Origin of the sequence: Sphingobacterium thalpophilum, from assembly GCF_901482695.1 — a bacterium.
GTDB classification, from domain to species: Bacteria; Bacteroidota; Bacteroidia; order Sphingobacteriales; family Sphingobacteriaceae; genus Sphingobacterium; species Sphingobacterium thalpophilum.
This window is the reverse complement of sequence record NZ_LR590484.1, coordinates 3,066,043-3,091,887: the sequence shown is the minus strand read 5'-3', so window position 1 is coordinate 3,091,887 and position 25,845 is coordinate 3,066,043. Positions and strand designations below refer to the sequence as shown.

Sequence of the window (25,845 nt, the reverse complement as noted above, 5' to 3'; positions counted from 1 at the left end):
CATTGTGGAAAACTTACTTTTTATCTAAAAAACTTGCATCATCAATCTCATTTCCATCCTTAATAAACCGTTTGAACCAAGATAGCAATCCCTGCTCCTTTTGTTGCTGTTCGGACACTTCCTTTGTGGTCGCTGTAGGTTGTGACTTCTTTACCGGAGCAAGCATTTCCCTACGGCTATCTTCTTCCTCTTCGTGGGATTGAATACCTTTGATCAGCAAACCAATACTGGTCGCATACAAGGGGCTCTTGAGCTCTTCAAAAAGAGGCTTGGGCAGTACTTCGTTCTTGGATAGATATTCATTTGGGAACCCCACCCGACAATCGATTCCTGTGATATATTCGACAAGCTGCACAAGATGTTTTAGTTGTGCCCCACCTCCGGTGATAACGATACCACCAATAAGTTTATTCTCGTAACCGGACGATTTAATCTCATAGTATACGTGTTCGATAATTTCCTCCATACGGGCTTGTATGATATAAGCGAGGTTTTTGACGGAAATTTCCTTCGGTTCACGGCCTTTTAGTCCGGGTACACAGATCACTTCATTTTCTTTGTTCTCATCAGCCAGAGCAGATCCGAACCGTGTCTTTAACAATTCGGCTTGGGAGCGCAATACAGAGCAACCTTGACGGATGTCTTCGGTCACAATATTACCCCCAAGAGGAATAACGGCCGTATGACGGATAATACCCTCATGGAAGATGGCCACATCTGTCGTTCCACCACCAATATCAACTAATACAACACCAGCATTCTTTTCATCTTCATCCAATACAGCTTCAGAAGATGCCAACGGTTCCAGGATCAATTCAGCAACTTCCAAATTGGAATTATCAATACATTTCTTAATATTTTTGATATCGGTAACTCGTCCCGAAATAATATGGAAATTTGCTTCTATGCGACGACCGGCCATGCCGATGGGTTCCCGTATACCGGGTTCATTATCTACCGTAAACTCTTGAGGCAACACATGTATAATTTCTTCTCCTGGAGGCAGTACCAGTTTATACATATCCGAAATCAAGCGTTCGATATCTCTCCGAACGATTTCATCATCACCATCAGTCTTGGTAAATATTCCACGATGCTGAATACTCTTAATGTGCTGACCGGCGATCCCCACATTAACCACTTTAATATCCACATTAGACTGTGCCTCGGCTATTTCAACCGCCTCCAGAATACTTCCCACAGTTTTCTGGATGTTGGCGACAACTCCTCTGCTCACACCGGCAGATTCGGCTTTGCCCACACCTAATAGTTCAATTTTGTTTCCTGAGCTACGTCTCCCAACCGTAACACAAATTTTGGTAGTACCAATATCGAGTCCCACGATAATTGGGTTTTCTCTTTCAATTTCTGCTGCCTTTGAGTTCATAATTTCCTGTATTGTTGCTGTATTACTATAATGTATTATTTGCTATTTTTTTTGTTTGGTCATCCGAAAAACTCCAGTTTCCACGTTTTTCACAGATGATCTGACCCCCATATTTTACATTCACCACTCCATAAGCATTTACGCCGACTTTAGGCATTATCTGCGTATAGAATGTTTTTAATAATTCAAATTTCTGTTCCAGAGAATCCGCTGAGCCGACAATTAACTGCTGCGATCCCACACGGGGCACGAGCTCAATGTCCTGATCCGCGTTGACATAGATCTGCACAACCTGATTGCTCCACAATTCATCTTTCCCTATAAATTCAGCTACTTTCACCAGATCTTTTACCAATGGTGTCGATATGGTGTCCAGCGCTTCATTGTATCCTTCGGCGATGTTACCTGTTGCGACCATAATGTGCGGAATATACTTTAATGTGGTTGGTATCTTTAGTCCTTTTGGATCGACATAAAACTCTCGCCCATTTTTGTTGATAACCCGCATAACAGCCTCGCGCTGATCAATATGTATGCTCACAGTACCGTCCATATCCGAATGGACGCTGGCGTCCGCCACATAGGGCAGCTTTTTCAGGGTCTCCTCGACCCGATGAAAGGGAATATCATTGACTTTTTTCCCGACAAAGTTTCCATAATTCTGTTTGATCATCTTGGAAATATCTGCTTGGTCAATAAAAGCTTCTGTCCCCTCAATAACAATTTTCACTTCTTTACAAGGCTGTTGTTCATCACGTTTCCCCACAATTGTCATAATCACGACCACAACGATCACCCCAATAAAAAATAGGGTAAAGTAGAGGACACGATTCCATTGTATGTCACGCAATTTTTTAAGCATGCTCAAAAATCTCCTGTAACGGTTTTACCAATTTATCAATATCGCCAGCGCCGACTGTAACGAGAAGTTCCGGCTTTTCATTCCTTGCGAAGTCAAGAACCTCTGCCGCAGTTGCAATCCGCTTTTGCGGCGCCGTAATTTTCTCCAGCAACCAGCTTGAGTTAACGCCCTCAATCGGAAGTTCCCGCGCGGGATATATTTCCATCAACAACAGATTGTCTGCCATGGACAGCACCTCGGCAAAGCCGTCCACGAAATCCCGTGTACGGGTAAACAAATGGGGCTGAAAGACCACATTTAGTTTCTTTGCTGGATACAGCTTTCTCATTGATGTCAGAAACGCACGCAGCTCTTCGGGGTGATGGGCATAGTCATCAATATAAATGGCTTCGGGCCTACGAACGATATATTCAAATCTTCTTTTAACTCCTTTGAAAGTCGTCAACGCTTTTTTGATGGCCGCGTCAGAAATATCCAATAACCTTGCGACCGTGATAGCAGCGACGGCATTTTCCACGTTGTGAATTCCAGGAATACCCAAATGAATGTCTTCGATTTTTCCTTTAGCATCCTGATAGTCAAAGAAGAACTCGCCATCACGGACGTGCACATTAGATGCATAAGCATCGGCAGCCTCCTGGCCAGAATAGCTGATCTGTCCTTTAAATTCAAGCCCTTTCTTTATGATCCGGGTACCACCTTCCACCACTTTATCCAAAAACAGCTGAAAAGATTCGAGCAAATGGCTCTTATCACCGTAAATATCCAAATGATCGGCATCCGAAGACGTCACAATGGCTATATTGGGATGCAGCGTCAGAAACGAACGGTCAAATTCGTCTGCCTCGACTACCACGGTATTGTTGTTGCCATAGAGTACATTCGTTTCATAATTCGAGCTGATACCACCTAAAAAGGCCGAGCAATCGTAACCAGAGTCTTTTAGCACATGAGCAACCATCGTTGAGGTGGTCGTCTTGCCGTGGGTACCTGCAACGGCAATGGTATATCTGCTCTCACTTATAATCCCCAGTACTTGGGATCTTTTATAAAGTATATGCCCCCGCCCCTCAAAAAAAGCCTTGATCTTGGAATCTTTTGGAATCGCTGGGGTGAAGATGACCAGTGTAGCCTCGCTCACGTTGTGAAAAATGGGATCAATAGTCTCCACATCATCTTGGTAAACAATCGGAATCCCTTCCTTGACCAGCGTCCTGGTCAGTTCTGTCTCCGTCCGATCATATCCACACACCACACAGCCCAAATGCTTAAAATAGCGTGCCAGGCCACTCATGCCGATTCCGCCTATTCCAATCAAGTATACTTGTTTTATTGCATCCAGATTCATACCTATCCTCGATTTTTACTTGCTAATTGATAAACTTCGGCAGCTATCTGCTTATCTGCATCCAACTTTCCTAGCTTCTTTATCTGCTCGCCTAACCCCGCAGCCTGTTGATGATCCTTTAATAATTCCAGGGCAGCCGGGATCAAATCTTTCTTCGCATCCCCATCCTTAATCAACACGGCTGCCTGCTTGTTGACCAAGGCCATCGCATTCTTAGTCTGATGATCTTCGGCAACATTCGGTGAGGGGACCAAAATCACCGGCTTACCAATTACACACAACTCAGAAATAGTTCCAGCACCTGCCCTGCTAATAATTAAATCGGCTGCTGCATAGGCGTAATCCATCTTCTGAAGGAAGGCCATCATCTTGACATTACCTGGAATTTTTCCTTCCAATTGAGCACGCAGCCCTTCTATATAAAAACTGCCACATTGCCAGATAAGCTGTACGTCTTCATCACGCAATAAGTCCAAATAGGCGACAACGCTTTCATTTAATGTTCTCGCGCCTAAACTACCACCAAGAACCAGAATTGTTTTTCTGCTCTGCTCGAGACCAAAGAAGGCTATCGCCTCTTCCCTTTTCCCCTCGATAGCAACAGATTCTCTTCGTATCGGATTACCTGTCAGCAGCACTTTGTCCGCTGGAAAAAACTGATCCATTCCTTCATAGGCAACACAGATGCGGGCGGCCTTAGCACCTACTTTTTTGTTGGTGACACCGGCGTATGAATTCTGTTCTTGTACCAGAGTCGGAACACCGACTTTATTTGCTGTCATCAATAACGGTCCTGAAGCAAAACCGCCCACACCGACAGCAACATCCGGTTTAAACTCCCGGATCACTTTTTTGGCCTTATTCAGACTCTTCATCAATTTAAATGGCAAAAGGATATTTTTCCAGAGCTGCTTTCTATTGATACCCTGAATATCCAGTCCAACAATGTCATACCCCGCAGCAGGCACTTTGTCCATTTCCATACGGCCATTGGCACCCACAAATAAAATCTCATTTGCAGAATCCATCGCTTTCAATGCATTTGCAATTGAAATCGCCGGAAAGATATGTCCTCCGGTTCCACCCCCACTTATGATTACACGAATTGCCATGCTTACTCTATTAGGCCGGAATTGAGCCGATCACCACTTTCTTGGGTTTCGCTTTTTCTTCCAACTGTTCTTTTCCTTTTAATTCTTCAATATTTCTGCTCACACTTAGGATAATCCCTAGTGCTACACTAGTGAATAAGATTGATGTACCGCCCATACTCACCAAAGGAAGCGGTACACCGGTCACAGGCCCCAGACCAACCGCTACAGCCATATTGGCCAGCGCCTGTATAGTCAAACTAAACCCCAGCCCTGCAGCCAAAAACGTCCCAAACGCTTTAGGGCTCATGGTCACAATACGGATGCAACGATACATAAACGCCAAGTATAGGAAGAGTAGAATAACACCACCAATAGTACCATATTCTTCAATAATAATGGCGTAAATGAAATCTGAATATGGATGGGGCAACACATTACGCTGCACACTATTGCCCGGCCCCTTACCCAGCAAACCGCCTGTAGCAATCGCTATTTTCGCATTGTTCGCCTGATAATTTTTGTCATCTTGGAAGGATACTGTTTTCTCTACTTTTTCGGTCTGGAAAAATGATTTCACCCGACTGATATAGGTCGCCCGGCGCGGACCGAAAAAAATCACCATCAACAGCAGCACTCCGCCACCACAGCAGACAATCGCAATCTGCTTAAACGAAATCCGGCCGATCAGCAATAAAAGTACACTCACACCAAACAACATTAATGCTGTCGAAAGATTCGCCAAGGCGATCAGAATAAAAACGCCACATACAGAGCCCATGATTGGTAGAAAGGATTTTTTAACATCCTTTATCTCTTCCTGCTTACGGGACAACATGCGTGCGAGAAAAACAATAAGCGATAGCTTAGCTAAATCCGAAGTCTGGAACGTCAATCCAATACCGGGTATGGTCAGCCAGCGGCTGGCTTCGTTCACTTTACTTCCAAAAAGTAAAGTGAACAAGAGCAAAGGGATCGTTATTCCCATCATTATTTTTGAAATACCCGCATAATAGCGGTAGTCCAGCTTGTGAGAAAGATACATCAGCACAAAGCCTATGGCAATGATGGAAAAATGCTTTAACAGATACATTTCCGTACCCTTACCTTCCTTATAGGCCAAGGTGCCGACCGAACTATATACAGCCAAAAGAGACCATCCCGAGAGGATAATCACTATGATCCATATCCATCGATCACCTTTCAATTTAGACATTATGTTCTGTAGCATATCCTTATTCCTGTGGGTTATACTTTTATAATTCCATTACTGCCGCTTTAAACTTGTCCCCCCGGTCTTCATAATTTTTAAACCAGTCAAAACTTGCACAAGCCGGAGACAATAATACCGTATCTCCTTTTTGCGCCAGATGAGAAGACAGTACCACTGCGTCCTGCATAGAGGTACTATTGACAATAATCTCCACATCCTGTTCAAAAGCCTCGTGTATAGCTGCAGTATCTTTGCCTAAGCAGACAATCGCACGTACTTTCTGTTTTACCAGATCAGCTAGCATGCTATAATCGTTCCCTTTGTCAACCCCCCCCAGCAACAACACAATTGGCGTGGAAAAACTTTCCAGTGCATACCACACTGAATTGACATTGGTAGCCTTTGAATCATTGATATAATTTACACCACCGATACAGGCCACATGCTCCAGACGGTGCGGAATATTCACATATGAACCCATGCTCTCCTTCATCGCTTGATTCCTCAACTCCTGCACTTTTGCAATCAATCCAGAAGCCATGCTATTATAAATATTGTGCTTCCCCTGCAATGACAATTCCTCAGTTTTCATAGTGAACGTATCGTTATTTGGTGTATTAATAATCATTGTTTTATTGGCGGCCAAATAAGCACCCAATTCAACAATCTGCTCTTGTGTAAAAGGCAAATAAATCCCCTTACTATGATGCCTTTCCAATCCCTTGACTGTCTCAGGATCGTCCAGACAATATATAAAGTAATCTTTCTCGGTCTGATTCCGGATTATTCTGAATTTTGAATCGACATAATTTGTCATTTTATGATCATAACGATCCAGATGATCCGGGGTAATATTTAGTATCACAGCAATATCTGCCCTAAAATGATACATATCATCCAGCATGAAGCTGGATATTTCCAGCACATAACAGTCAAAATTCTCTCTAGCAACCTGCAGGGCAAAGCTTTTTCCGATGTTACCTGCCAAACCGACGTTAAGCCCGCCATGTTTGAGCATTTCGTAGGTCAGCATGGTTGTTGTCGATTTCCCATTGGAGCCTGTTATACAAATCAATTTAGCTTCAGTAAATTGTGCTGCAAACTCGATCTCGGCTACTACAGGAATATTTTTTTCCTTCAGTGCGACAATCAGCGGTACAGTTTCCGGAATTCCGGGACTTTTTACCACAAGAGCTGCATTCAATATTCGTGATTCTGTGTGACTGCCTTCCTCGAATGCAATTCCCTCAGCCACCAATTGGGCCTTATAATGATCCGCAATAAGCCCTTTATCTGACACAAATACGTCATACCCCTTCTCTTTTCCAAGGATAGCGGTACCAACGCCGCTCTCACCTGCCCCTAAGACGACGAGATTCCCAGACTGTGGATAATATGTGGTTGCGATATTTGGCATCGTTATCTAATTTTCAATGTTACAATAGTCAAAATGGCCAGTATAATACCAACAATGACAAAGCGCGTTACAATTTTCGCCTCGTGGTAGCCTTTTTTCTGAAAATGATGGTGCAAGGGCGACATTAAAAAAATTCTTCTCCCCTCGCCATATTTCTTTTTGGTGTATTTGAAGTAGGAAACCTGCAGGATAACGGAAAGATTTTCCAATAAAAAGACACCACATAAAATTGGAATCAATAACTCCTTACGGATCAGAATGGCGAAAGCAGCAATGATGCCGCCAATAGCCAAACTACCTGTATCCCCCATAAACACCTGTGCCGGATAGGTATTATACCACAAAAAACCCACGCAGGCACCTACAAATGCTCCGGCAAAGATCACAAGCTCGCCCGAGTTGGGGATATACATGATGTTCAGGTAATCCGAAAAAATCACGTTACCCGACACATAAGCCAAGATAGCCAGGGTCACCCCGATGATAGCCGAAGTACTCGTAGCCAAACCATCAATTCCGTCTGTGATATTGGCACCATTGGAAACCGCCGTTACAATAAAGATCACGACCACCAAAAAAACTACAAACGTCAGGTAATCGCTCTGCAAGCCAAATACTTTGAACACTTTCGCATAGTCAAACTCATTATTTTTGTAGAACGGGATATTTGTTTTGGACGATTTTACATTTTCTGCATATGTTTTTTCACCGGTCCCCTCATTAATAACTACTTCCACTGGCTTGGTGGAAGTAGGCTTATCCACACCCTTACGTACGACGATATCCGGATGAAAGTACATGGTACACGCAATGATCGCTCCCAGCCCCACCTGGCCAACAACTTTAAACTTTCCGGCCAGACCTTCCTTATTATGCTTGAACACTTTGATATAATCATCTAAAAAACCGATAGCACCCATCCAAAGTGTGGTTATGATCATGATAATGACATATACATTGGTAAGTTTGGCAAATAGCAATGTGGGAATCAATATTCCGGCAATAATGATAATTCCACCCATAGTCGGTGTACCAGCTTTCTTTTTCTCTCCTTCCAGTCCCAGATCACGAATTGTCTCCCCCACTTGTCTATTGTGCAGGAACTGGATCAATCTCCCCCCAAAAACCGTGGTAATAATCAAAGAGACAATTACAGCCATGGACGTCCGAAATGAGATGTACTGAAACAATCCCCCTCCGGGTATATGAATGTATTCGCTCAACCACGTAAATAGATGGTACAACATATTTCTATTTTTCGTTAAATGTATTCTCTAAAACTTCTTTATCGTCAAAATGATGCTTCACTCCGTTCACATCCTGATACTTTTCATGACCTTTTCCGGCGACCAGAATAATATCACCCGGATTGGCTAGCTGAAAAGCAACTCTTATCGCTTCTTTGCGGTCGGCGATAGATAACGTTTTCACCTTTTGATCCACCTCTACCCCTGCCTCGATATCTTTGATAATCTGATAGGGATCTTCTGTGCGCGGATTATCGGAGGTAATCAAAAAGCGGTCACTATAGCGCAGCGCCGCCTGCGCCATCTCCGGTCGTTTGGTCTTATCACGGTCCCCGCCACAGCCCAATACCGTAATGATTTTTTGCTCCGGCCTACGCAGCGAACTAATGGTTTTTAGCACATTTTCCACAGCATCAGGTGTGTGCGCGTAATCAACGATTCCAAATACACCATTGGCTGATTTTACCGTTTCAAACCGGCCTTCAGCCCCTGTCAGAGTACTCAGCGCAGTCAATACCTTTACCGTTTCCTGCTCCAGCAAGATAGCTGTCGCATAGGCTGCCAACAGGTTATACGCATTAAAATCACCGATCAGTTTTACCCATACCTCCTGCCCGTCTATGCTCATCAGCATACCATCAAAATGACTTTCAATCACTTTCGCTTTAAAGTCAGCCCCTGAACGCAAACCGTAACTCTTTTTATGAGCCACCGTATTCTGTAACATCACACGTCCATTCCGGTCGTCGGCATTTGTCAGAGCAAACGCATGCGCATCTAAATCATCAAAGAACTTCTTTTTCGCTTTGATATAATTATCAAAGGTTTTATGAAAATCGAGATGATCGTGTGTGATATTCGTAAATATGCCGCCGGCAAATACCAATCCTGCGACCCGTTCCTGCACTACAGCATGTGAACTGACTTCCATAAAAGCATAATCACAACCATCATCGACCATTTCCCGCAAAAGACCGTTGAGCTGGATCGGATCCGGTGTTGTATGTGTTGCCGGTATTATTCTCGTACCGATCTGATTTTGTACAGTCGACAATAAACCTACGTGATAGCCCAATTCCGTAAATAGCTGAAATAACAGTGTCGCCACAGTAGTCTTGCCATTGGTTCCCGTTACGCCGACCAGTTTAAGCTGTTCAGATGGATTACCATAATAATTGGCAGATGCAATACCTAGGGCATACGCAGAATCCGCCACCAGGATATAGACAACCGAGTCCAGTGTTTCTACTGGCAGCTCCTCCACAATCACTGCGCGGGCACCGGAAGTGATCGCTTTATCAATGAATAAATGACCGTCAGTTTGGACACCTCGAACAGCGATAAACAAACTCCCCAGCTCCACCTTCCTGGAATCAAAGCACAAAGAGTGCACGTTAACCTCTTCGAGGTTACCCACCACCTGTTGCACAGGGATAGCATGCAATACCTTTTTTAAATCCATCGTTACTTAAGTTCTAAATTTACCGTTGTCCCAAATGGCAACCGCTGCCCGACTGTTAATGATTGCGTTATTACTCTACCTTTCCCTGAAACATGCGTTTTAAATCCTGCATTCTCCATCACATATAAGGCGTCCATCAGCCCCATTCCCAAAACATTAGGAACAACGCCTTCTTTATATTTCAAATCCATAAAAGGCACCCCTCTGTTGGACGTATCTATCGATCCTCTTGCAATCATATTCCAGTTTACCGTACCGATCCCAAGTTTTTCGTATACCTTTTTACTCGCTTCCCGCGAACCTTGCAAGGTTAACGGCAATCGACCCCCTACATTAACCGCTTTAAACGTTTTTTTCCCTTGCATCTCCATATCATTGGCATAGACCATATCTGCGAGTTCTTTAAAAACAGGCCCTGCTACCGAACCACCATAGTAACCATTCCGCGGATTTCGGATCACCACAATAATGGAGTACTTCGGATCCTCGGCTGGGAAATACCCTGCAAACGAGGATTGATACCGTCTGGCACCATAACCCCGTGCACCGTCCGCCATCTGCGCCGTCCCCGTCTTACCACCGGAGGTATATAACGGACTCGCAACACTCCGTCCTGTACCCTCAGTCATTACACCTTCCATCATCCCTCTCACTTGAGCCAGTGCCTGATCGGAAGCGATCTTGTCGTTAAGCACTCTGGCCTTGAATGTCTGAATCGTATTGCCTAGATGCCTAATCTCCTTCACGAATAAAGGTGCAATCAGCTTACCGTTATTCGCTACCGCATTGTAAAACGTTAATGTCTGCAATGGCGTAATCTTCATTTCATAGCCATAAGCCATCTGCACCAAAGAAAGTCCGCTCCAGCTTTTGCTTTTAGAGGTCTTCACTAGCGGAACCCCTTCTCCAGGAATCTGTAGACCCAAAGTTTTTCCAAATCCAAAGGAATACAGTTTCGAGGTAAACTGATCAGGATTATCCTTATAAGCCTGGTAGACAAATTTCGTAACCCCGACGTTCGACGATTCCTCAAAAGCTCTCTTTGCACTGATCACAGACTTTTTAGGCGCATGCGAATCTCTAATAGTATGCTTATAAATCGGCCACGTACCATTTCCGATATTAACCGTTGTACTGGAGTCAATTTTTTTATCATCTATCAATGCTAGATAGGAAGCTAATTTGAATGTTGACCCTGGATCAGCACTCTGAGCAATAGCCAGGTTGAACTTCTCCCGATAGACCCCATCCTTATCACGCATGAAATTTGCAACTGCCCGCACCTCACCAGTTTTGACCTCCATCATCACCACACAACCTTCATCTGCATTGCTGATGATCATCTGCTTCTCCAATGCCCGTTGCGCCATATCCTGCATATTCACATCGATTGTAGAGATGATATCCGACCCATCAACCGGTGCTACCTCAATATCTCTGTTAACCGGAATCCAGACCCCACCAGCAATACGCTGCATCAATCGCTTACCGCTTTTTCCGTCAATATACTCACCGTAAGCACCCTCCAGCCCCACATGTATATTTTCCTTTACATTTTTATAACCTATGGTCCGTGCCGCAAGATTCACAAAGGGCAAAATCCGCTTATTGTTCCTTTCTGTAATCAGTGCAGCCGGATACCGGTCTTTACCGACACGGGCAGCCTTAAATAGTGGAAACTGCTTCACTTTTTTCAAATCCTGATGCGACACATTACGTTTAATCAGTACATAACGCTGCTTTTTATTGCGTGCCTGTTTTAATAATGTCAAATATTGCCGCGATGATTTATCCTTAAAAAATTCAGCGAGCTTAATGGCTAACGAATCCACTTTTAGATTGAAGTAATCACTATCCTCCTCCGGAACAGCCATGGCATCAAAACGAAGCTCATATTCCGGAACAGAAGTAGCCAATAAGCTACCGTCGTTGGAATAAATATTCCCACGTGCCGCTTCCACCTCACGCTCCTGAATAGAAAGACTATCTGCCAGAGCTCTCCAATGCTGCCCATCTACATACTGCAACTTCAGCATTTTTCCAAACACCAGAAATGCAAGCAGCACAATAAGTCCAAAGGCAAAATAGACGCGTACAAGAATCGTATTTCTGATGCTCATAATTCTCTATTTATCTTCTTTTTTCTCTATTACTTCGATCTTGATCGGTGGCTCCAATCGTTCTTTCAGCCCCAAAGAATCCACCCGTTTCGCAATCTCCGTCTGGGTAGACATTTTCATGAGTTCGGCAGAAAGCGACTTATGGTCCCAGCCCAGTTCTTTGACCTCTTTGCTCACTTTATCGATGCTTCGAATGGTCCGCTCCGCAAAATGACGATTTGAGATATACAACAGCATAAGAAAGGCGATAAAAGCTCCGAAAGGCAGATACTCCAATATTTTGTTTAAGGAAAGGTCTCCAACGGTAAAAAGCGTTTTAATAAACGCTTCTGTTTCCTCTGCCTTTTCCTCAACAGTTTCTTGTAGTTCATCCTGAACTTCTTCGCTCAATTCTTTCTGTCTTATTGTATTCCTGCTCATCTTTCACCCACTTTAAGACAAATCCAACTTTTCAGCAATACGCAGTTTCGCACTGCGCGATCTATTATTCACCGCCAGCTCATGCGGCGAAGCCGTAATCGCTTTACGACTCAATACATGAAATGGCTTGATCTCATTTCCATAAAAATCTTTGTCCACCTCTCCTTTAAATTTCCCTTTGGCCATAAAATTTTTGACCAAACGATCTTCCAACGAGTGATATGACATCACTGCAAGACGACCTCCGGCACGCAAGCACCCCACTGACTGCAGTAGAAATTCCTGTAAAGCCTCCAGCTCACGATTGACTTCTATCCGCAATGCCTGAAACACCTGCGCGTGGTATTTATGCTCCTTCCCTTTCGGAACCAGGCGGCGGATCACCTCCTTAAGCTCCGCTACTGTATGTATTGGCTGCACCAGCCGTGCGGTAACAATCGTCTTGGCCAATGACTTGGCATTCATAATTTCCCCATACATCCCGAAAATACGGTGCAGCTCCTCCTCCGGATAAGTTGCCAGCACTGTTTTTGCATCTAGATCACTAACCCGGTCCATACGCATATCCAGATCCGCATCAAAGCGGATTGAGAATCCACGATCTGCCGCATCAAACTGATGTGACGAAACACCCAGATCGGCCAAAATACCATCCACATAACGCACACCATACAAACGGAGACTATTTTTTAAAAACCTAAAATTCTGATGAATCAAGGTAAAACGAGGATCATCAATCACGTTCGCTAACGCATCCGGATCCTGATCGAATGCAAAGAGCTTACCCTCAGGCCCAAGCCGGTTTAAAATTTCACGGGAATGGCCACCCCCACCGAAAGTCACGTCCACATAAATACCGCTGGGCTTGATAGCCAGCGCATCCATGCACTCTTGCAACATTACCGGAACATGATACACACTCTCCATATTCTTACATTCCAAAATCAATATCTCCCATGACTTCTGCTGCCAAAGCCGAAATATCTTCTATTCCGCCATCACCCATCAGATCATCATAACCTTGTTTAGACCATACCTCAATTTTATTAAACTGACAAGCCAGCACCAGCTCGGTTGTGATACCCGCAAACTCCAACAAACTCTTTGGCAGTAGCACCCTTCCGGCGGCATCCAATGTCAGTTCGCTCGCTCCACGCGTAAAAGCACGTACAAATGCCCGCACTTTCGGATCAAACTGATTTAACTTAGCCAATTTAGCAGTCATTAAATCCCATTCCTCCCGTGGATAAAAAACCAAATGTTTCTCAAAACCGCGATTCACTACAAGCCCATCTCGCTCAACATGAGGCATCTGCCTCTTGAGCGCAGCCGGCAACACCATCCTTCCTTTGGCGTCTAGCTTGCATTCGAATTCTCCGATCAACTGAGTCATGTCGTCAATTATCCTATTCTAATTCAAATGTAAAAGTATACACTTTCTCCCACTTTCCCCCACTTTGCTACATAAAAAAGTTTTCCACATCGAAAAATAGCTACATAACAAAAAAAAGAACAGCGGCAAAAGAACAAATAAAACCTTATTTACAAGCAGTTAAACCGCATTTTTAATCACTTCTTTCTGACAAAACTGTAGCATATTATTTTTCTGCTTTTTTTTAATAAGTGCACGTGAATTGTAAAATCTTCGGCTGCAAAGATTCGCTTTTAAGTCTTATCTCGTAAAAAAGGGGGAGAAAGTGGGAGATCATAATCACGGGACGAAATGAGTGGAGTAAAGTGGGAGTCCGAGATCAAATAAGCTAACCTTAATTCGTTATTGTCGACTAAAACCAATAATTTTGCGTAAATTTTTATTACAATAAGATATGCACAGAACACACACTTGTGGAGAATTAACGCTAGCTGACTTGGGGAAAACGGTTACCCTAAGTGGATGGGTTCAAAAATCCCGCGATTTAGGCGGTATGACTTTCATCGATGTTAGAGACCGCTATGGTATCACACAATTAACGTTCAATGCAGATGATGATGCGTCATTGCGGGCCAGTGCTCGTGAACTGGGCAGAGAATATGTCATTAAGGTAACTGGAGAAGTCATTGAGCGATCCAGTAAAAACCCAAAGATTCCAACAGGCGACATTGAAATTAAGGTGTCAGACCTTGAAATATTAAATGCAGCAAAACTACCACCTTTTACGATAGAAGACGACACAGATGGTGGTGATGATATCCGGATGAAATTCCGATATCTTGATCTACGTCGCAATCCCGTGCGCGAAAACCTTATTTTGCGCCATAGGACTTCGCAGGAAGTGCGCCGATATCTTGATTCGCAGAACTTTTTAGAGGTAGAGACACCCTACCTGATTAAATCCACACCTGAAGGAGCACGGGACTTTGTCGTGCCTTCGCGCATGAACCCCGGTGAGTTTTACGCCCTGCCCCAATCACCGCAAACCTTTAAACAATTGTTGATGGTTTCCGGATTTGATCGCTATTTTCAGATTGTCAAATGTTTCCGGGACGAAGACCTACGTGCCGACCGGCAACCGGAATTCACGCAGATAGACTGTGAAATGTCTTTTGTCGAGCAGGAAGACGTACTTAATATTTTCGAAGGGCTTGCAAAGCATATCTTTAAAACCATCAAAGGCATAGATTTGGGTGCGGTTCCACGTATGACTTACGCCGATGCTATGCGCTTGTACGGTTCGGACAAACCGGATATTCGTTTCGGTATGCAGTTTGTCGAGTTAAACGATGTTGCGAAAGACAAAGGTTTCCCCGTGTTTGACACTGCAGAATTAGTTGTTGGTATCAATGCAGAAAACTGCGCACATTATACCAGAAAGCAGATCGATGCCTTGACAGACTTTATCAGACGACCGCAGATAGGTGCTACAGGACTGGTCTACGCACGTATCAATGAAGACGGTTCCGTCAAATCTTCAGTGGACAAATTTTTCAATTCCGAACAATTGACAGCGATCGCAGAAAAGTTCCACGCGAAACCGGGGGACCTATTATTGATCATGGCTGGCAGCAAAGATAAAGTGCGTAAGCAACTCAATGAATTACGTTTAGAAGTAGCCTCGCAGCTTGGACTCCGCAACAAAGACACCTTCGCGCCATTATGGGTCGTCGACTTTCCATTGCTCGAATGGGATGAAGAAAGTGGAAGATACCATGCGATGCACCATCCATTTACCTCTCCAAAGCCTGAAGACATACCACTTTTGGACAGCAATCCGGGGCAGGTAAGGGCGAATGCGTATGACTTTGTGCTCAATGGTGTCGAAGTGGGAGGAGGATCCATCCGTATCCACGACAGAGAATTGCAGTCGTTGATGTTTAAACATTTGGGCTTCACTCCTGAAGAGGCAAAAAAACAATTTGGCTTCCTCATGGAGGCTTTCACCTATGGCGCGCCGCCGCATGGCGGACTGGCATTTGGCTTTGACCGTTTGGTTTCGCTATTAGCAGGTTTGGACACGATCCGCGATGTGATCGCCTTCCCTAAAAATAATTCGGGGAGGGATGTCATGATCGACGCTCCGGCAACCATCCATCAGGAGCAACTGGATGAATTGAGCTTAAATATTGATATAAAAGAATAAATTTTAAACTCAGCTTTCGAGAAACAATTTATTAACAGTATATTTAAAAGTTGGTTGGAAATGACCAACTTTTTTTTGTGAAAAAGCAGCAGATTAGATGTCAGAGAGTACCGCTAATACGTTTTTAAAGGAAAGTGCACAGAAAGCATTTGATATCAGGCACCGCGATATTATCAATTACAATATCGACAAATACAGCATGGCTTTCGAGAAAGGAAAAACCAAATTTGCGGATCTTGAAAACACGAAGATTAAAGCAAATTTGCTCAAGTGGAAGGTGATGGAAAACCTGGATCGATATCTGCTACAATTTGAGGCAAATTTCACTGCACGCGGCGGTAAGGTGATCTGGGCCAACCATGCTGAGGAAGCGCTCGAAGAAATTCATAAAATTCTCGAAAGAAAAAAAGCACGGTCGGTTGTCAAATCAAAATCGATGGCCACTGAAGAAATCGGGTTAAATCATTTTTTGGATTCGAAGAATATTGAAGCTATAGAAACCGATCTTGGCGAATATATTATACAACTGCTCGACCAAAGGCCTTATCATTTTGTAACACCGGCTATGCATTTAAGTCTGGAAGATATTGCGAAGCTTTTTCACGAAAAATTTGGCACACCGCTGGATGCCTCCGCTGAAGAGCTGACATTAAAAGCCAGGGAATTACTCAGAGAAAAGTATCTAGCAGCAGAAGTCGGTATTACAGGCGCCAATTTCTTAATCGCTGACACGGGCAGTATTGCCATTACGGAAAATGAGGGTAATGCCCGACTGACTTCCACATTTCCAAAGACACATATCGCTGTTGTCGGCATTGAGAAGATTATTCCAGAACTTCAAGATCTGGAAATATTTTGGCCACTTTTGTCTACACATGGCACGGGACAAAACCTGACTGTCTATAACACTCTACTGACAGGTCCCAGACAGCCCTATGAGTCTGATGGTCCCGAAGAAATGTATGTTATCCTGCTGGATAATGGTCGCAGCAATTTATTAGCTCAAAAAGAGCAGCGTCAAGGCTTATATTGCATTCGTTGTGGAGCCTGTCTAAACGTATGTCCTATTTATCAAAATATTGGCGGACATACCTATGAAACAACGTATCAAGGCCCGATCGGATCATTGATAACTCCGCATTTAAATGGAATGAAGGAGTTTAAGCATTTAAGCTATGCCTCTACCCTATGTGGCAAATGTACCGAGGTCTGTCCTGTCGGCATTGACATACAGCGAATGCTGCTTATAAACCGAAAAGATGCGGTCGAAGGGGGAATAGCCTCCAAAACAGAAAAAAAAGCCTGGAGCTGGTACACATATGCTATCCAACGGAGAAAATTAATCGATTTTTTTGGAGGAAAATTCAAGAACTTCTTTCTTAGAAAGCTTTTTAGAAAAACCTGGGGCGACCAGCGGGAACTGCCTAAAATCGCTGAAAAATCTTTCTCCCGTCAGTGGAAGGAACAGCAAAAGAATAGGGACTGACAACAAGTGTGCTGCGTTAAAAAAAAGAGAGGACCTATGGTCCCCTCCTCTTACTAACACTCACCAATTATTAATATGAAAACTATTCTATTCTTGTGCACTAGCTTGCTTTTTGCTCTGTCTCACTGTCCCTTACGGCATCTTGTTTTTTAAACTCCTGTTTCCGCATTTCTCGCTCTTTTTTCCACTGAAATCTGTGCGTTTTACGGTTCTCAGCATAAGCATCTTTCAATGTTTGTTGCTGCTCAGGTGTCAACAGGCTCATCATCTTTTCATGATCCGCTTTACGCTGCTTCCGCATCTTCTCCCGGTACAATTTACGCTCGGCCGCGATCTTCTTATGATCCTGCGCCTGTCTTAGATGAAAGGCATAGACCTCTTCCCTTTGTTTATCCGTAAATTTCAGTTTCTGATCCATGCGGTCGGTTTTGATCTTGGCCACCTCCTCAGGCGTTTTGTTTTTTAAGCTATCATGTTTCCGATCCCGATGCTTATGCGCAGCAACATTGATTCCCTTTGCTTCTGCCTTAGTATCCTTTTTTTCCTGTGCGAAACCTGTTAACATTAATCCAGATAGCGCCAAACTTAACATCAATCTTTTCATCGTTTTACTTTCTTTTATAAGTTCAACTCTTACTTTATTAAGGGCTGCTTTTTCAACCTATTTATCTATAAGAGTGTTGACGACTATCGAAAGTTTAATGCGGCATTTGTTAAATAACGTTAAGAGGACTTTATTGCGACACAGCGCTCAGGCGGATGGGCAAGGTATAGGCAACACGCACTGCACGGCCGTTTTGTACACCGGGTTTCCATTTTTTTGCCTTCTTCAACAAATCTATTGCTGCCTGTCCAGTTCCAAAGTCCATGTCCCGTTTGATGGCAATATCAGTCAACGTCCCATCCCGTTCGACCACAAAAGAAACTTCAATGACCCCCGATAATCCTTGATCCAAAGCATGCTGCGGAAAGCTATAGTTTTCAGAAACCCACTTCATAAAAGCTTGCATGCCTCCCACTGGGCTTGGCATGACTTCTACGGTAATAAAAGGCTCGTCCAGATTCGCTTCCTCACTTCCCCCCGAAACAATGCCTTTTGTATGTCCCGTGATCGCACCATCTTTTTTTGACGGACCGAACTCTCCTCTCGCCACATAGGTACCTGCAGCATTCGCTTTCAGTGTCATACGCGCTGTCATAGTATGAGGTTTGTTCAGTTCTTCCTGGCTAGCAACATCTTCAGTAACCCTATGCGCCTGCGCTACTTTAGGTTCTGACATATGTACCAAATCAAACTTTGAAACATCCTGTGCAATTTGCTGCGGTGCTTTGTCCGGCATCATTACCGGCTCTTCTTTCTTGTCGGCTTCCCTTGGGATTTCATTTAAGTCCTCCGATTTAAACACAGCAGAGGTCAATTTTACGGCAGGTAACGCCTGCTTAAAATATTTATTGTAGCTATAAGATCCTACAATAAACACCAATACAAAGGCAACTACAATTCCTAGACCGATATTGGTCGCCCGATCAGACAAGTTCCGTAATTCATATGCACCATACATTTTGTTGCGGCCAGCAAAGACAACATCTAACCACTCCTTACGGTAGATATTCAATTTTGAGTTCATCATCATATTAAAGTTTAAATGTTTTCATTATGATGCACGAAAGCCTTATATTACATAAAATTTTTGAACACACTTATGAAATCACTTTTATTAGCTATTCTACTATTTACCGTATATGCTTGTGACAATGCTCAAAACCAATCCCGGACTGCGGTGACCAAGGCGGAAAACAACGAAAAACTGATTTCGCCTTATTTCGGTTTTTTAAATGAACAAAAAGATTCGTTAATAGCTCTTCCAATGGATCAGATGATGGAAAGTCCGGAAAAATACAACTATGTCATCGTTGAACATCAGGTCAGTCCCTTGGAATTTATACAGACCAGACCGGACAATAAAGATAGCAACGGTAGACAAACGGCGCAGAATTTCGCCAACAGTGAAGGCTCTCTGTTCAAAATAAAAAACGTGATCACATCTGGCGATTTTGGTATGTTGGTCGACAAGGCCTTCTTAGAACATTATAAGCCTGAGCCTTTTAGCAGGACCCAATCGGCGACCAGTGCCGATATCAGGGAAAAGTTAGAAAAAAAATATAAAAGAAAAATCAATAAAAGTACCGCAGTCGCCATGCTGAATGACAAATCCCAGTTTCACCTCACCGTATTTGAACATCAGCAGGACTCCGCTCTTGCTGTATTTTCATACATAAAAGATGAGCAGGTGGTCAGCCTGGATTTTCCGGCCACTTACGATGATATCAGCACCTGGCGGGTAGATGATGGTGGAGAGTTTGACAACGATGCATTCCAGGTTTTAACCGTGCTGCGTTCTGCAGAAGGGATCAGTTTCATCAGCATCTTTTGGGGGGCCGAAGGTTATGAATTAAATTTCTATCAACCGCATAAAGACAGGTTCATTTCAGGTGCCCAGGCGTACGGTTATAGCTCACCCCTGTAGCCCCAATCGTTATTTTCCCGGTAGGTGCCGGGAAAATAACGAGATCCTATCTTCGAAGGCACCGGCTATAAATGCATGCGTGCCAATGGAGCAACATCCTGTCCGACGAAATCTCCGGCTAGATATTTATAATAACCTGCAATAGCAATCATGGCTGCATTATCTGTACAGTACTCAAATTTGGGGATAAAAACGTTCCAACGATACTTATTTCCCATTTCCATCAACTCTTTTCTTAGTCCTGAATTCGCGGACACTCCACCGGCAATGGCAATATCTTTTACGCCAGTCTGCTTCGCTGCCTTTTTCAATTTGTTCAGCAGAATAGATACAATACGCGATTGGACGCTTGCACATAAATCAGCAATATTTTCCTTCAGGAAGTCAGGATTTAACCTTATCTGGTCCTGTACAAGATAAAGTATTGCGGTCTTTAATCCTGAAAAACTGAAATCGAGCCCAGGGATTTGAGGCTCAGGTAACTTAAACGCTCCTGCATTACCCTCATGGGCTAATTTATCAATAAGAGGCCCTCCTGGATAGGGAAGATCTAGTATTTTCGCGGTCTTATCAAAAGCTTCCCCAGCAGCATCGTCCAGCGTTTCCCCTAATAGTTCCATCTCAAAGTAATCCTTTACAAGTACGATTTGCGTATGTCCCCCCGAAACAGTAAGACATAAAAAAGGAAAACTGGGTTTGGGATCATCAATAAAATGTGCCAAAATATGTGCTTGCATATGGTTGATATCAATCAAAGGGATGTTTCGGGCGAGAGCAAATGATTTTGCAAAAGAGGTTCCGACTAAAAGTGCACCTAATAATCCCGGACCCCGCGTAAAACTCACTGCATCTATCTGATTTTTGTTTATTTTTGCCTGACGAATGGCTTCTTCCACAGTAGGGATAATATTCTGTTGATGAGCACGCGAAGCCAATTCAGGCACAACACCACCATATTTTGCGTGGATAGCTTGGGTGGCAATAACATTTGAACGAATTTCACCGTTTATACAGATAGAAGCGGATGTTTCATCACAAGAAGATTCAATTCCTAAAATAATCGCCATAGCTAAAGGGTAAAAAATTTAGATTACAAAAGTATCAAAAAAATAATTAAAATAATGTCAATAGTGCTAGGCAGTGTATTCGTTATACTGCTCGCATTGACTTTATCCTTACAGTTGAAGCCTGTCCAGAATTTTGCCGCACAACGTGCCATAAAATATTTGTCCAATGAGCTGGATACAAAAATCAATCTCAAGAGCATCTATTTCAAGCCTTTTAAATCAATTGTAATTGAAGGTTTTGAAATCTATACACCGCAAGGTAAAGAAATTATAAAATCTGGAAAGATAGAGGCGGCGGTTAATTTATCACAGCTATTTGAGCTCAACAAAATCGTCATCAATAAATTGACGATTGAAAACACTGAAAGCCAATTTGAGCAGTTTAAGGATAGCAGTAACATCTCCTTCCTGATCCGTTATTTTAATCCACCCAAGAAAGAAAAGAAGAAGAGTTCCAATAAGATTGACTTCGAACTCAAGGAGCTGCTTATCAAAAACAATTCCCTTCGGTATGTCAACCATAATCAGAAACATTATGACAAGGTTGTTGATTTTGGCGATCTGGGTATTTCCAAATTCAATGCTCATTTTGAAAACATTAAAATAGATTCCAACCGCGTCTCGGCAACAATCAAGACCTTTAACCTTCGTGAGAAGAAAGGACTGATCATCAAGGGGCTGCTCGCTCGGGCTTCGGTAAGTAACAGGAGTATCGAAATGCATGACCTTATGCTTGCCACCAACCGCTCCACTCTCAAGAATTACCTGAGATTAGACTATAATCGCTTCGACGATTTTTCGGATTTCATCCATAAAGTCGATGTGAAAATACGTGCACGGGATTCGCGTATTCATTCCGAAGATATTGCCTACTTTTCCTCACCGATGCACCAGGTAAAATTCGATGCAACGATTAAAAAAGGCAACTTAAAAGGTACGGTAGCAGCCATTGATGCCTCGGAAATTGATCTTACCATTGGGAAGAACACCAAATTAACAGGCGATCTGAGGATCGTGGGACTACCCTATATGGATAAAACAAATTTTATAATTCCTGATGCATTTATTTCCACTGACTATCAGGATCTCCAGTCTGTTGTTAGCAATTTAGGAAATCTAAAAAACTTCAAACTCCCACAGATCGTCGCTACCTTTAACACGTTTGCCTATAAAGGCAGTTTACATGGTCAGTACAATAATTTCAAAACTGAAGGAACCTTAAAAAGCGATATTGGCAGCGTTGATATCGACGGTTCCTTTGACATGCGTAAAGAGATCATATACGCAGGCCATTTCCGGTCGAAACACTTCGATCTCGGAGCTGTTACCAAACGGAAAGATCTGGGAAGCTCGGGCTTTGACCTGCAGCTCAATGGCACTGGCACAGCCCCTAAACACTTAAAACTTGATGTAAAAGGTGACCTTACCAATTTTAATTTTAAACATTATACCTATCAACGCTTCCGGATCGAAGGCCATATAGCCAATCAGTTATTTCTTGGATCCGGATCGGTACACGACCCCAATCTTAGGGTGGAGTTTACGACCGATATCGATTGGTCTGCCCAGCCCAGTTATCACCTGGACGCAGCAATTGAGCAGGCTAATTTAAAAAAGCTTCAGCTTTTTCAGGGCGACTCCATCACTATTATGGATACAAAACTCCATACCAGCCTGATCGGTGACAACATCAACAATATCACGGGCGAGTTTAAATCGGATAGTGTAAGTTTCACTTCTTCCAAAGGCAGGTTCACGATTAAAAATATCCAGTTTTTGGCAGAAGGGGATCAGGAGGCCCGCTCACTCACGCTTCAGTCGGCTATCGGACATATCGATCTCAAGGGAAGAATAGACTTAAATACAATTGTTCCCTATTTTAAGTCACTTGCCATGCGTTATGCACCTGCCATAGGTTTCGAAAACAGCAGCTTCAACCGCCAGGACTTTGACCTGAATATCAATATCACCTCCTTCCGCCCTATCGCCACCTTTTTTCGGAAAGACGTCTCGCTAGATAGTGGAGCGACATTAAATGCCAAATTTGCAAGCGAAAAACAAACTGCGAGTTTCAATTTCTATGCCCCCGAGTTTAAATATAATGGCATCCGGCTGAGACATTTGATTATTGACCAGAATGCCAGTCTCAAAAATATGGAGCTACAAACCTCCATTGACCAGATCAACTTCACGGACAGCACCTATATTAAGAATGTTAACATTTCCAATACCTTGGTCAATGACAGCCTGCAGTTCAATATAAAGATGTCAGAACTGGAAGCCAGCAATAGCCTTGATTTAAACGGTGTTATCCGCTTTGCCCATGCAAAACCTGCCTTTATCAACTTCTATCCATCCAATATCCTGATCAACAGAGAACAATGGCTTGTCAATAATGATGCCCAGCTCAAAATTTCCAAAGGTAAATGGTATTTCGAGAAACTAACCCTAAGCCATGCCGAACAGAAGGTGCATATAAACGGTATACTGTCCAATGATATTTCTGATCGGATCAATCTGAAATTTGAGGACTTTAACCTTACCTCTTTAAATGGTATTACAAAACCACACGGCATCAACCTTTCGGGCAACCTCAACGGAAGCATTGAGATTAACTCTGTTTTTAAATCCCCGTTTATTGTGGCCAATATCAAGACCTCCCCCATTCTGTACAACAATATTCCGATCGGCTCACTGTACCTCGACGCCAACTACGACCCTGAAAACCAATTGGTAAAACTGGACAGTAAGATCCAGGAGGGCGATAAATTAATGCAGTTGAGGGGCTTTTATAATCATTTAAGTGAAAATAATAAATTAAACCTGCAGGCATCGCTCTTAAATACCGACGTTTTTGTCTTTCAACCCTTTTTACGTAATCTCGTATCGGACATCAAAGGTAAAATCAATGCGGATCTGGATATTGAAGGTGATATATTAAACCCTAAATTCAGTGGCACGGGGAAACTGCAGAATGCTTCCATGGTGATAAATTACCTGAAAACTCCTTATCGCCTATCGGATGAAATCAACGTATCAAACAACAGGATTTTCCTAACAGGACTCAAAATTTACGACCCGAAAGACAATGTAGCTACTATCGACGGGGTTGTGGACCTCAATAAATTAAGCGATCCAGATATTGATGTGACAGCTGAAGCAAAAAATTTCATGGTATTAAATACTACCATCAAGGACAACAGCATTTACTACGGCACAGCCTATGCTTCGGGCAATTTTGAATTCAAAGGGCTGACCTCCGCCATGAACATCAACATACGCGCCAAGTCCGAAGAAAATACCGTCATCAATATACCGTTTAATAATGCCAGCACCATCTCCGATAGTGATTTTATCTATTTCATCGATAAAGACTCGACCAAAACGAAAAACAAACAGAAGAAACGGGATTTCGACGGCCTGACAATGAATATGGACCTGTTAATCACCCCCAATGCTGAGATCAACCTATTTTCCAGCATGGGTGAACTTTCGGGAAAAGGCAATAGCAATCTTAATATGCGGATATCGTCATTAGGTGATTTTGAGATGTTCGGCGACTTCATTATCAATAGTGGTAAGTTTAATTTTACGGCTCAGGATTATATCAATAAAATTTTCGACCTAAAAGAAGGCGGCACAATACGATGGGCCGGAAATCCGGCGGAAGCAAATATCAATATCAATGCAATTTACCAACAAAGAACTAGCTTGGCCCCATTGTATAACGCGGCGGGAAGAGAAGAAAACCCCGAACGCGTGCTTGCACAGGCCGATATGATTTTAAAGGGACAACTGAGCCAGCCTGATATTACCTTTGATATTAACTTCCCTCAGAATCCCGGTGTCAAAGATGAACTTCAGGGCTATTTTTCCGATGCCAATAACGTCAATCAGCAGGCCCTGAGCTTAATTGTGCGGCGCAGCTTCACACCGGGGACACAAAGTGATTTTGGCAAAGAGGTGAACAACACCTTACTTTCAGCGGGAACTGAAATTGCATTTAATCAAATAAATAACATCATTGCGCAATCACTGAACATCAACTTCTTTGATATCAATATCAAGTCGCTCAACGATGCCTCTGCATCGCTCCGTCTGTTCAATGACCGCCTCGTCCTTACGGGGGGCATCTCAGACCGCCGCAATCAGGCACTGACAGATTTAAACGTTTTCTCAGACCGCGTATCAACGGACGCAGAAGCCTTATTTTATCTTCGAAAAGATGGAAGGCTCGTACTCCGGGCTTCCAATCGTCTTAATACCAGAAATTTTCTGCTCAGCCCAAATGATGGCGAATATATCAGCGCATTTGGCTTACTGTACCGCCAGGAGTTCAATACATTTTCAGAATTTTTAAGACGACTATTTCCAATAGGAAAAAAGAACAGCATCGTTCCGGCCCAGAAAGCAACAGATAAAAATAAACCCCACTAGTTCATCAGGGAACTGAAGGGCGTGAACACCTTCATTTGGCTATAATAGGAATGAGAGGTGTGCTCAACTATCCGGTCCCACCGTATTGCTCTGCTCAATTATGCAAGCAGAAGTGGATAAGGTCAATATTCATAACATAAAAAAGGCCTCTCAATTGTATTGAAAGGCCTTTCTTTGATCAT

Annotated in this window: 19 protein-coding genes; 4 read left to right on the top strand and 15 right to left on the bottom strand. The window is 43.2% G+C overall.

Features of this window, described 5'->3' with window-relative positions:
• Window positions 1-13 precede the first annotated feature (13 nt).
• The 12 genes from ftsA to mraZ are packed head-to-tail and all read right to left on the bottom strand — an operon-like array spanning window position 14 to window position 13,960.
• Window positions 14-1,387 carry a cell division protein FtsA gene (gene ftsA, locus FGL37_RS12870; protein WP_028072323.1) on the bottom strand — a complete coding sequence of 458 codons (1,374 nt, stop codon included), beginning with the start codon at window positions 1,385-1,387 and terminating at the stop codon, window positions 14-16.
• A 25-nt stretch (window positions 1,388-1,412) separates the two neighbouring features.
• Complete coding sequence (locus tag FGL37_RS12865) at window positions 1,413-2,249, bottom strand: cell division protein FtsQ/DivIB (protein WP_051607363.1); 837 nt, start codon at window positions 2,247-2,249, stop codon at window positions 1,413-1,415.
• Window positions 2,242-3,597 carry a UDP-N-acetylmuramate--L-alanine ligase gene (murC, locus tag FGL37_RS12860; protein WP_028072324.1) on the bottom strand — a complete coding sequence of 452 codons (1,356 nt, stop codon included), beginning with the start codon at window positions 3,595-3,597 and terminating at the stop codon, window positions 2,242-2,244. The genes FGL37_RS12865 and murC overlap by 8 nt, the downstream gene beginning before the upstream one ends.
• Window positions 3,598-3,599: 2 nt before the next feature.
• Window positions 3,600-4,709 (bottom strand): undecaprenyldiphospho-muramoylpentapeptide beta-N-acetylglucosaminyltransferase, encoded by a 1,110-nt coding sequence (gene murG / locus FGL37_RS12855; protein ID WP_028072325.1) that lies wholly within the window; start codon window positions 4,707-4,709, stop codon window positions 3,600-3,602.
• 10 nt (window positions 4,710-4,719) lie between these two features.
• A complete protein-coding gene (locus FGL37_RS12850) occupies window positions 4,720-5,919 on the bottom strand; it encodes an FtsW/RodA/SpoVE family cell cycle protein (protein WP_028072326.1) in 1,200 nt (399 codons plus the stop codon).
• 25 nt (window positions 5,920-5,944) lie between these two features.
• Window positions 5,945-7,318 carry a UDP-N-acetylmuramoyl-L-alanine--D-glutamate ligase gene (gene murD, locus FGL37_RS12845; RefSeq protein ID WP_037534548.1) on the bottom strand — a complete coding sequence of 458 codons (1,374 nt, stop codon included), beginning with the start codon at window positions 7,316-7,318 and terminating at the stop codon, window positions 5,945-5,947.
• 2 nt (window positions 7,319-7,320) lie between these two features.
• Window positions 7,321-8,565 carry a phospho-N-acetylmuramoyl-pentapeptide-transferase gene (gene mraY / locus FGL37_RS12840; protein WP_028072328.1) on the bottom strand — a complete coding sequence of 415 codons (1,245 nt, stop codon included), beginning with the start codon at window positions 8,563-8,565 and terminating at the stop codon, window positions 7,321-7,323.
• Between the two features lie 4 nt (window positions 8,566-8,569).
• Window positions 8,570-10,027, bottom strand: a complete 1,458-nt coding sequence (locus tag FGL37_RS12835; protein WP_028072329.1) for a UDP-N-acetylmuramoyl-L-alanyl-D-glutamate--2,6-diaminopimelate ligase — start codon at window positions 10,025-10,027, stop codon at window positions 8,570-8,572.
• Between the two features lie 2 nt (window positions 10,028-10,029).
• Window positions 10,030-12,147, bottom strand: a complete 2,118-nt coding sequence (locus FGL37_RS12830; protein WP_028072330.1) for a PASTA domain-containing penicillin-binding protein — start codon at window positions 12,145-12,147, stop codon at window positions 10,030-10,032.
• 6 nt (window positions 12,148-12,153) lie between these two features.
• A complete protein-coding gene (locus tag FGL37_RS12825; RefSeq protein WP_028072331.1) occupies window positions 12,154-12,567 on the bottom strand; it encodes an FtsL-like putative cell division protein in 414 nt (137 codons plus the stop codon).
• A gap of 12 nt (window positions 12,568-12,579) precedes the next feature.
• Complete coding sequence (gene rsmH / locus FGL37_RS12820) at window positions 12,580-13,494, bottom strand: 16S rRNA (cytosine(1402)-N(4))-methyltransferase RsmH (RefSeq protein WP_028072332.1); 915 nt, start codon at window positions 13,492-13,494, stop codon at window positions 12,580-12,582.
• Window positions 13,495-13,498: 4 nt separating this feature from the next.
• Window positions 13,499-13,960, bottom strand: a complete 462-nt coding sequence (gene mraZ / locus FGL37_RS12815; protein ID WP_028072333.1) for a division/cell wall cluster transcriptional repressor MraZ — start codon at window positions 13,958-13,960, stop codon at window positions 13,499-13,501.
• Between the two features lie 433 nt (window positions 13,961-14,393).
• On the opposite strand from mraZ, the gene aspS reads away from it, so the two are divergent.
• Window positions 14,394-16,145 (top strand): aspartate--tRNA ligase, encoded by a 1,752-nt coding sequence (aspS, locus tag FGL37_RS12810; RefSeq protein ID WP_028072334.1) that lies wholly within the window; start codon window positions 14,394-14,396, stop codon window positions 16,143-16,145.
• Window positions 16,146-16,242: 97 nt separating this feature from the next.
• Window positions 16,243-17,631 (top strand): LutB/LldF family L-lactate oxidation iron-sulfur protein, encoded by a 1,389-nt coding sequence (locus FGL37_RS12805; protein ID WP_028072335.1) that lies wholly within the window; start codon window positions 16,243-16,245, stop codon window positions 17,629-17,631.
• A gap of 100 nt (window positions 17,632-17,731) precedes the next feature.
• Here the strand turns inward: FGL37_RS12805 and FGL37_RS12800 are convergent, their stop codons facing one another.
• Together FGL37_RS12800 and FGL37_RS12795 are read right to left on the bottom strand one after the other, a co-directional pair.
• The gene (locus FGL37_RS12800; protein ID WP_138096822.1) at window positions 17,732-18,235 is read right to left on the bottom strand and encodes a hypothetical protein; all 504 of its coding nucleotides are present in this window, start codon (window positions 18,233-18,235) and stop codon (window positions 17,732-17,734) included.
• Between the two features lie 130 nt (window positions 18,236-18,365).
• The gene (locus FGL37_RS12795; RefSeq protein ID WP_232048690.1) at window positions 18,366-19,265 is read right to left on the bottom strand and encodes an energy transducer TonB; all 900 of its coding nucleotides are present in this window, start codon (window positions 19,263-19,265) and stop codon (window positions 18,366-18,368) included.
• Window positions 19,266-19,334: 69 nt separating this feature from the next.
• Here FGL37_RS12795 and FGL37_RS12790 point away from each other — a divergent pair, with 69 nt between their 5' ends.
• Complete coding sequence (locus tag FGL37_RS12790; protein ID WP_028072338.1) at window positions 19,335-20,159, top strand: hypothetical protein; 825 nt, start codon at window positions 19,335-19,337, stop codon at window positions 20,157-20,159.
• A gap of 65 nt (window positions 20,160-20,224) precedes the next feature.
• Here FGL37_RS12790 and tsaD read toward each other — a convergent pair whose 3' ends face one another.
• A complete protein-coding gene (gene tsaD, locus FGL37_RS12785; protein WP_028072339.1) occupies window positions 20,225-21,226 on the bottom strand; it encodes a tRNA (adenosine(37)-N6)-threonylcarbamoyltransferase complex transferase subunit TsaD in 1,002 nt (333 codons plus the stop codon).
• 54 nt (window positions 21,227-21,280) lie between these two features.
• Between tsaD and FGL37_RS12780 the strand changes: the two genes are divergently transcribed.
• The gene (locus FGL37_RS12780) at window positions 21,281-25,663 is read left to right on the top strand and encodes a translocation/assembly module TamB domain-containing protein (protein ID WP_051607364.1); all 4,383 of its coding nucleotides are present in this window, start codon (window positions 21,281-21,283) and stop codon (window positions 25,661-25,663) included.
• Window positions 25,664-25,845: the final 182 nt, after the last annotated feature.

Coding starts and splice junctions, on each gene's coding strand:
- ftsA (WP_028072323.1), bottom strand. CDS start 1,387: ATGAACTCAAAGGCAGCAGAAATTGAAAGAGAAAACCCAATTATCGTG.
- FGL37_RS12865 (WP_051607363.1), bottom strand. CDS start 2,249: ATGCTTAAAAAATTGCGTGACATACAATGGAATCGTGTCCTCTACTTT.
- murC (WP_028072324.1), bottom strand. CDS start 3,597: ATGAATCTGGATGCAATAAAACAAGTATACTTGATTGGAATAGGCGGA.
- murG (WP_028072325.1), bottom strand. CDS start 4,709: ATGGCAATTCGTGTAATCATAAGTGGGGGTGGAACCGGAGGACATATC.
- FGL37_RS12850 (WP_028072326.1), bottom strand. CDS start 5,919: ATGCTACAGAACATAATGTCTAAATTGAAAGGTGATCGATGGATATGG.
- murD (WP_037534548.1), bottom strand. CDS start 7,318: ATGCCAAATATCGCAACCACATATTATCCACAGTCTGGGAATCTCGTC.
- mraY (WP_028072328.1), bottom strand. CDS start 8,565: ATGTTGTACCATCTATTTACGTGGTTGAGCGAATACATTCATATACCC.
- FGL37_RS12835 (WP_028072329.1), bottom strand. CDS start 10,027: ATGGATTTAAAAAAGGTATTGCATGCTATCCCTGTGCAACAGGTGGTG.
- FGL37_RS12830 (WP_028072330.1), bottom strand. CDS start 12,147: ATGAGCATCAGAAATACGATTCTTGTACGCGTCTATTTTGCCTTTGGA.
- FGL37_RS12825 (WP_028072331.1), bottom strand. CDS start 12,567: ATGAGCAGGAATACAATAAGACAGAAAGAATTGAGCGAAGAAGTTCAG.
- rsmH (WP_028072332.1), bottom strand. CDS start 13,494: ATGGAGAGTGTGTATCATGTTCCGGTAATGTTGCAAGAGTGCATGGAT.
- mraZ (WP_028072333.1), bottom strand. CDS start 13,960: ATGACTCAGTTGATCGGAGAATTCGAATGCAAGCTAGACGCCAAAGGA.
- aspS (WP_028072334.1), top strand. CDS start 14,394: ATGCACAGAACACACACTTGTGGAGAATTAACGCTAGCTGACTTGGGG.
- FGL37_RS12805 (WP_028072335.1), top strand. CDS start 16,243: ATGTCAGAGAGTACCGCTAATACGTTTTTAAAGGAAAGTGCACAGAAA.
- FGL37_RS12800 (WP_138096822.1), bottom strand. CDS start 18,235: ATGAAAAGATTGATGTTAAGTTTGGCGCTATCTGGATTAATGTTAACA.
- FGL37_RS12795 (WP_232048690.1), bottom strand. CDS start 19,265: ATGATGATGAACTCAAAATTGAATATCTACCGTAAGGAGTGGTTAGAT.
- FGL37_RS12790 (WP_028072338.1), top strand. CDS start 19,335: ATGAAATCACTTTTATTAGCTATTCTACTATTTACCGTATATGCTTGT.
- tsaD (WP_028072339.1), bottom strand. CDS start 21,226: ATGGCGATTATTTTAGGAATTGAATCTTCTTGTGATGAAACATCCGCT.
- FGL37_RS12780 (WP_051607364.1), top strand. CDS start 21,281: ATGTCAATAGTGCTAGGCAGTGTATTCGTTATACTGCTCGCATTGACT.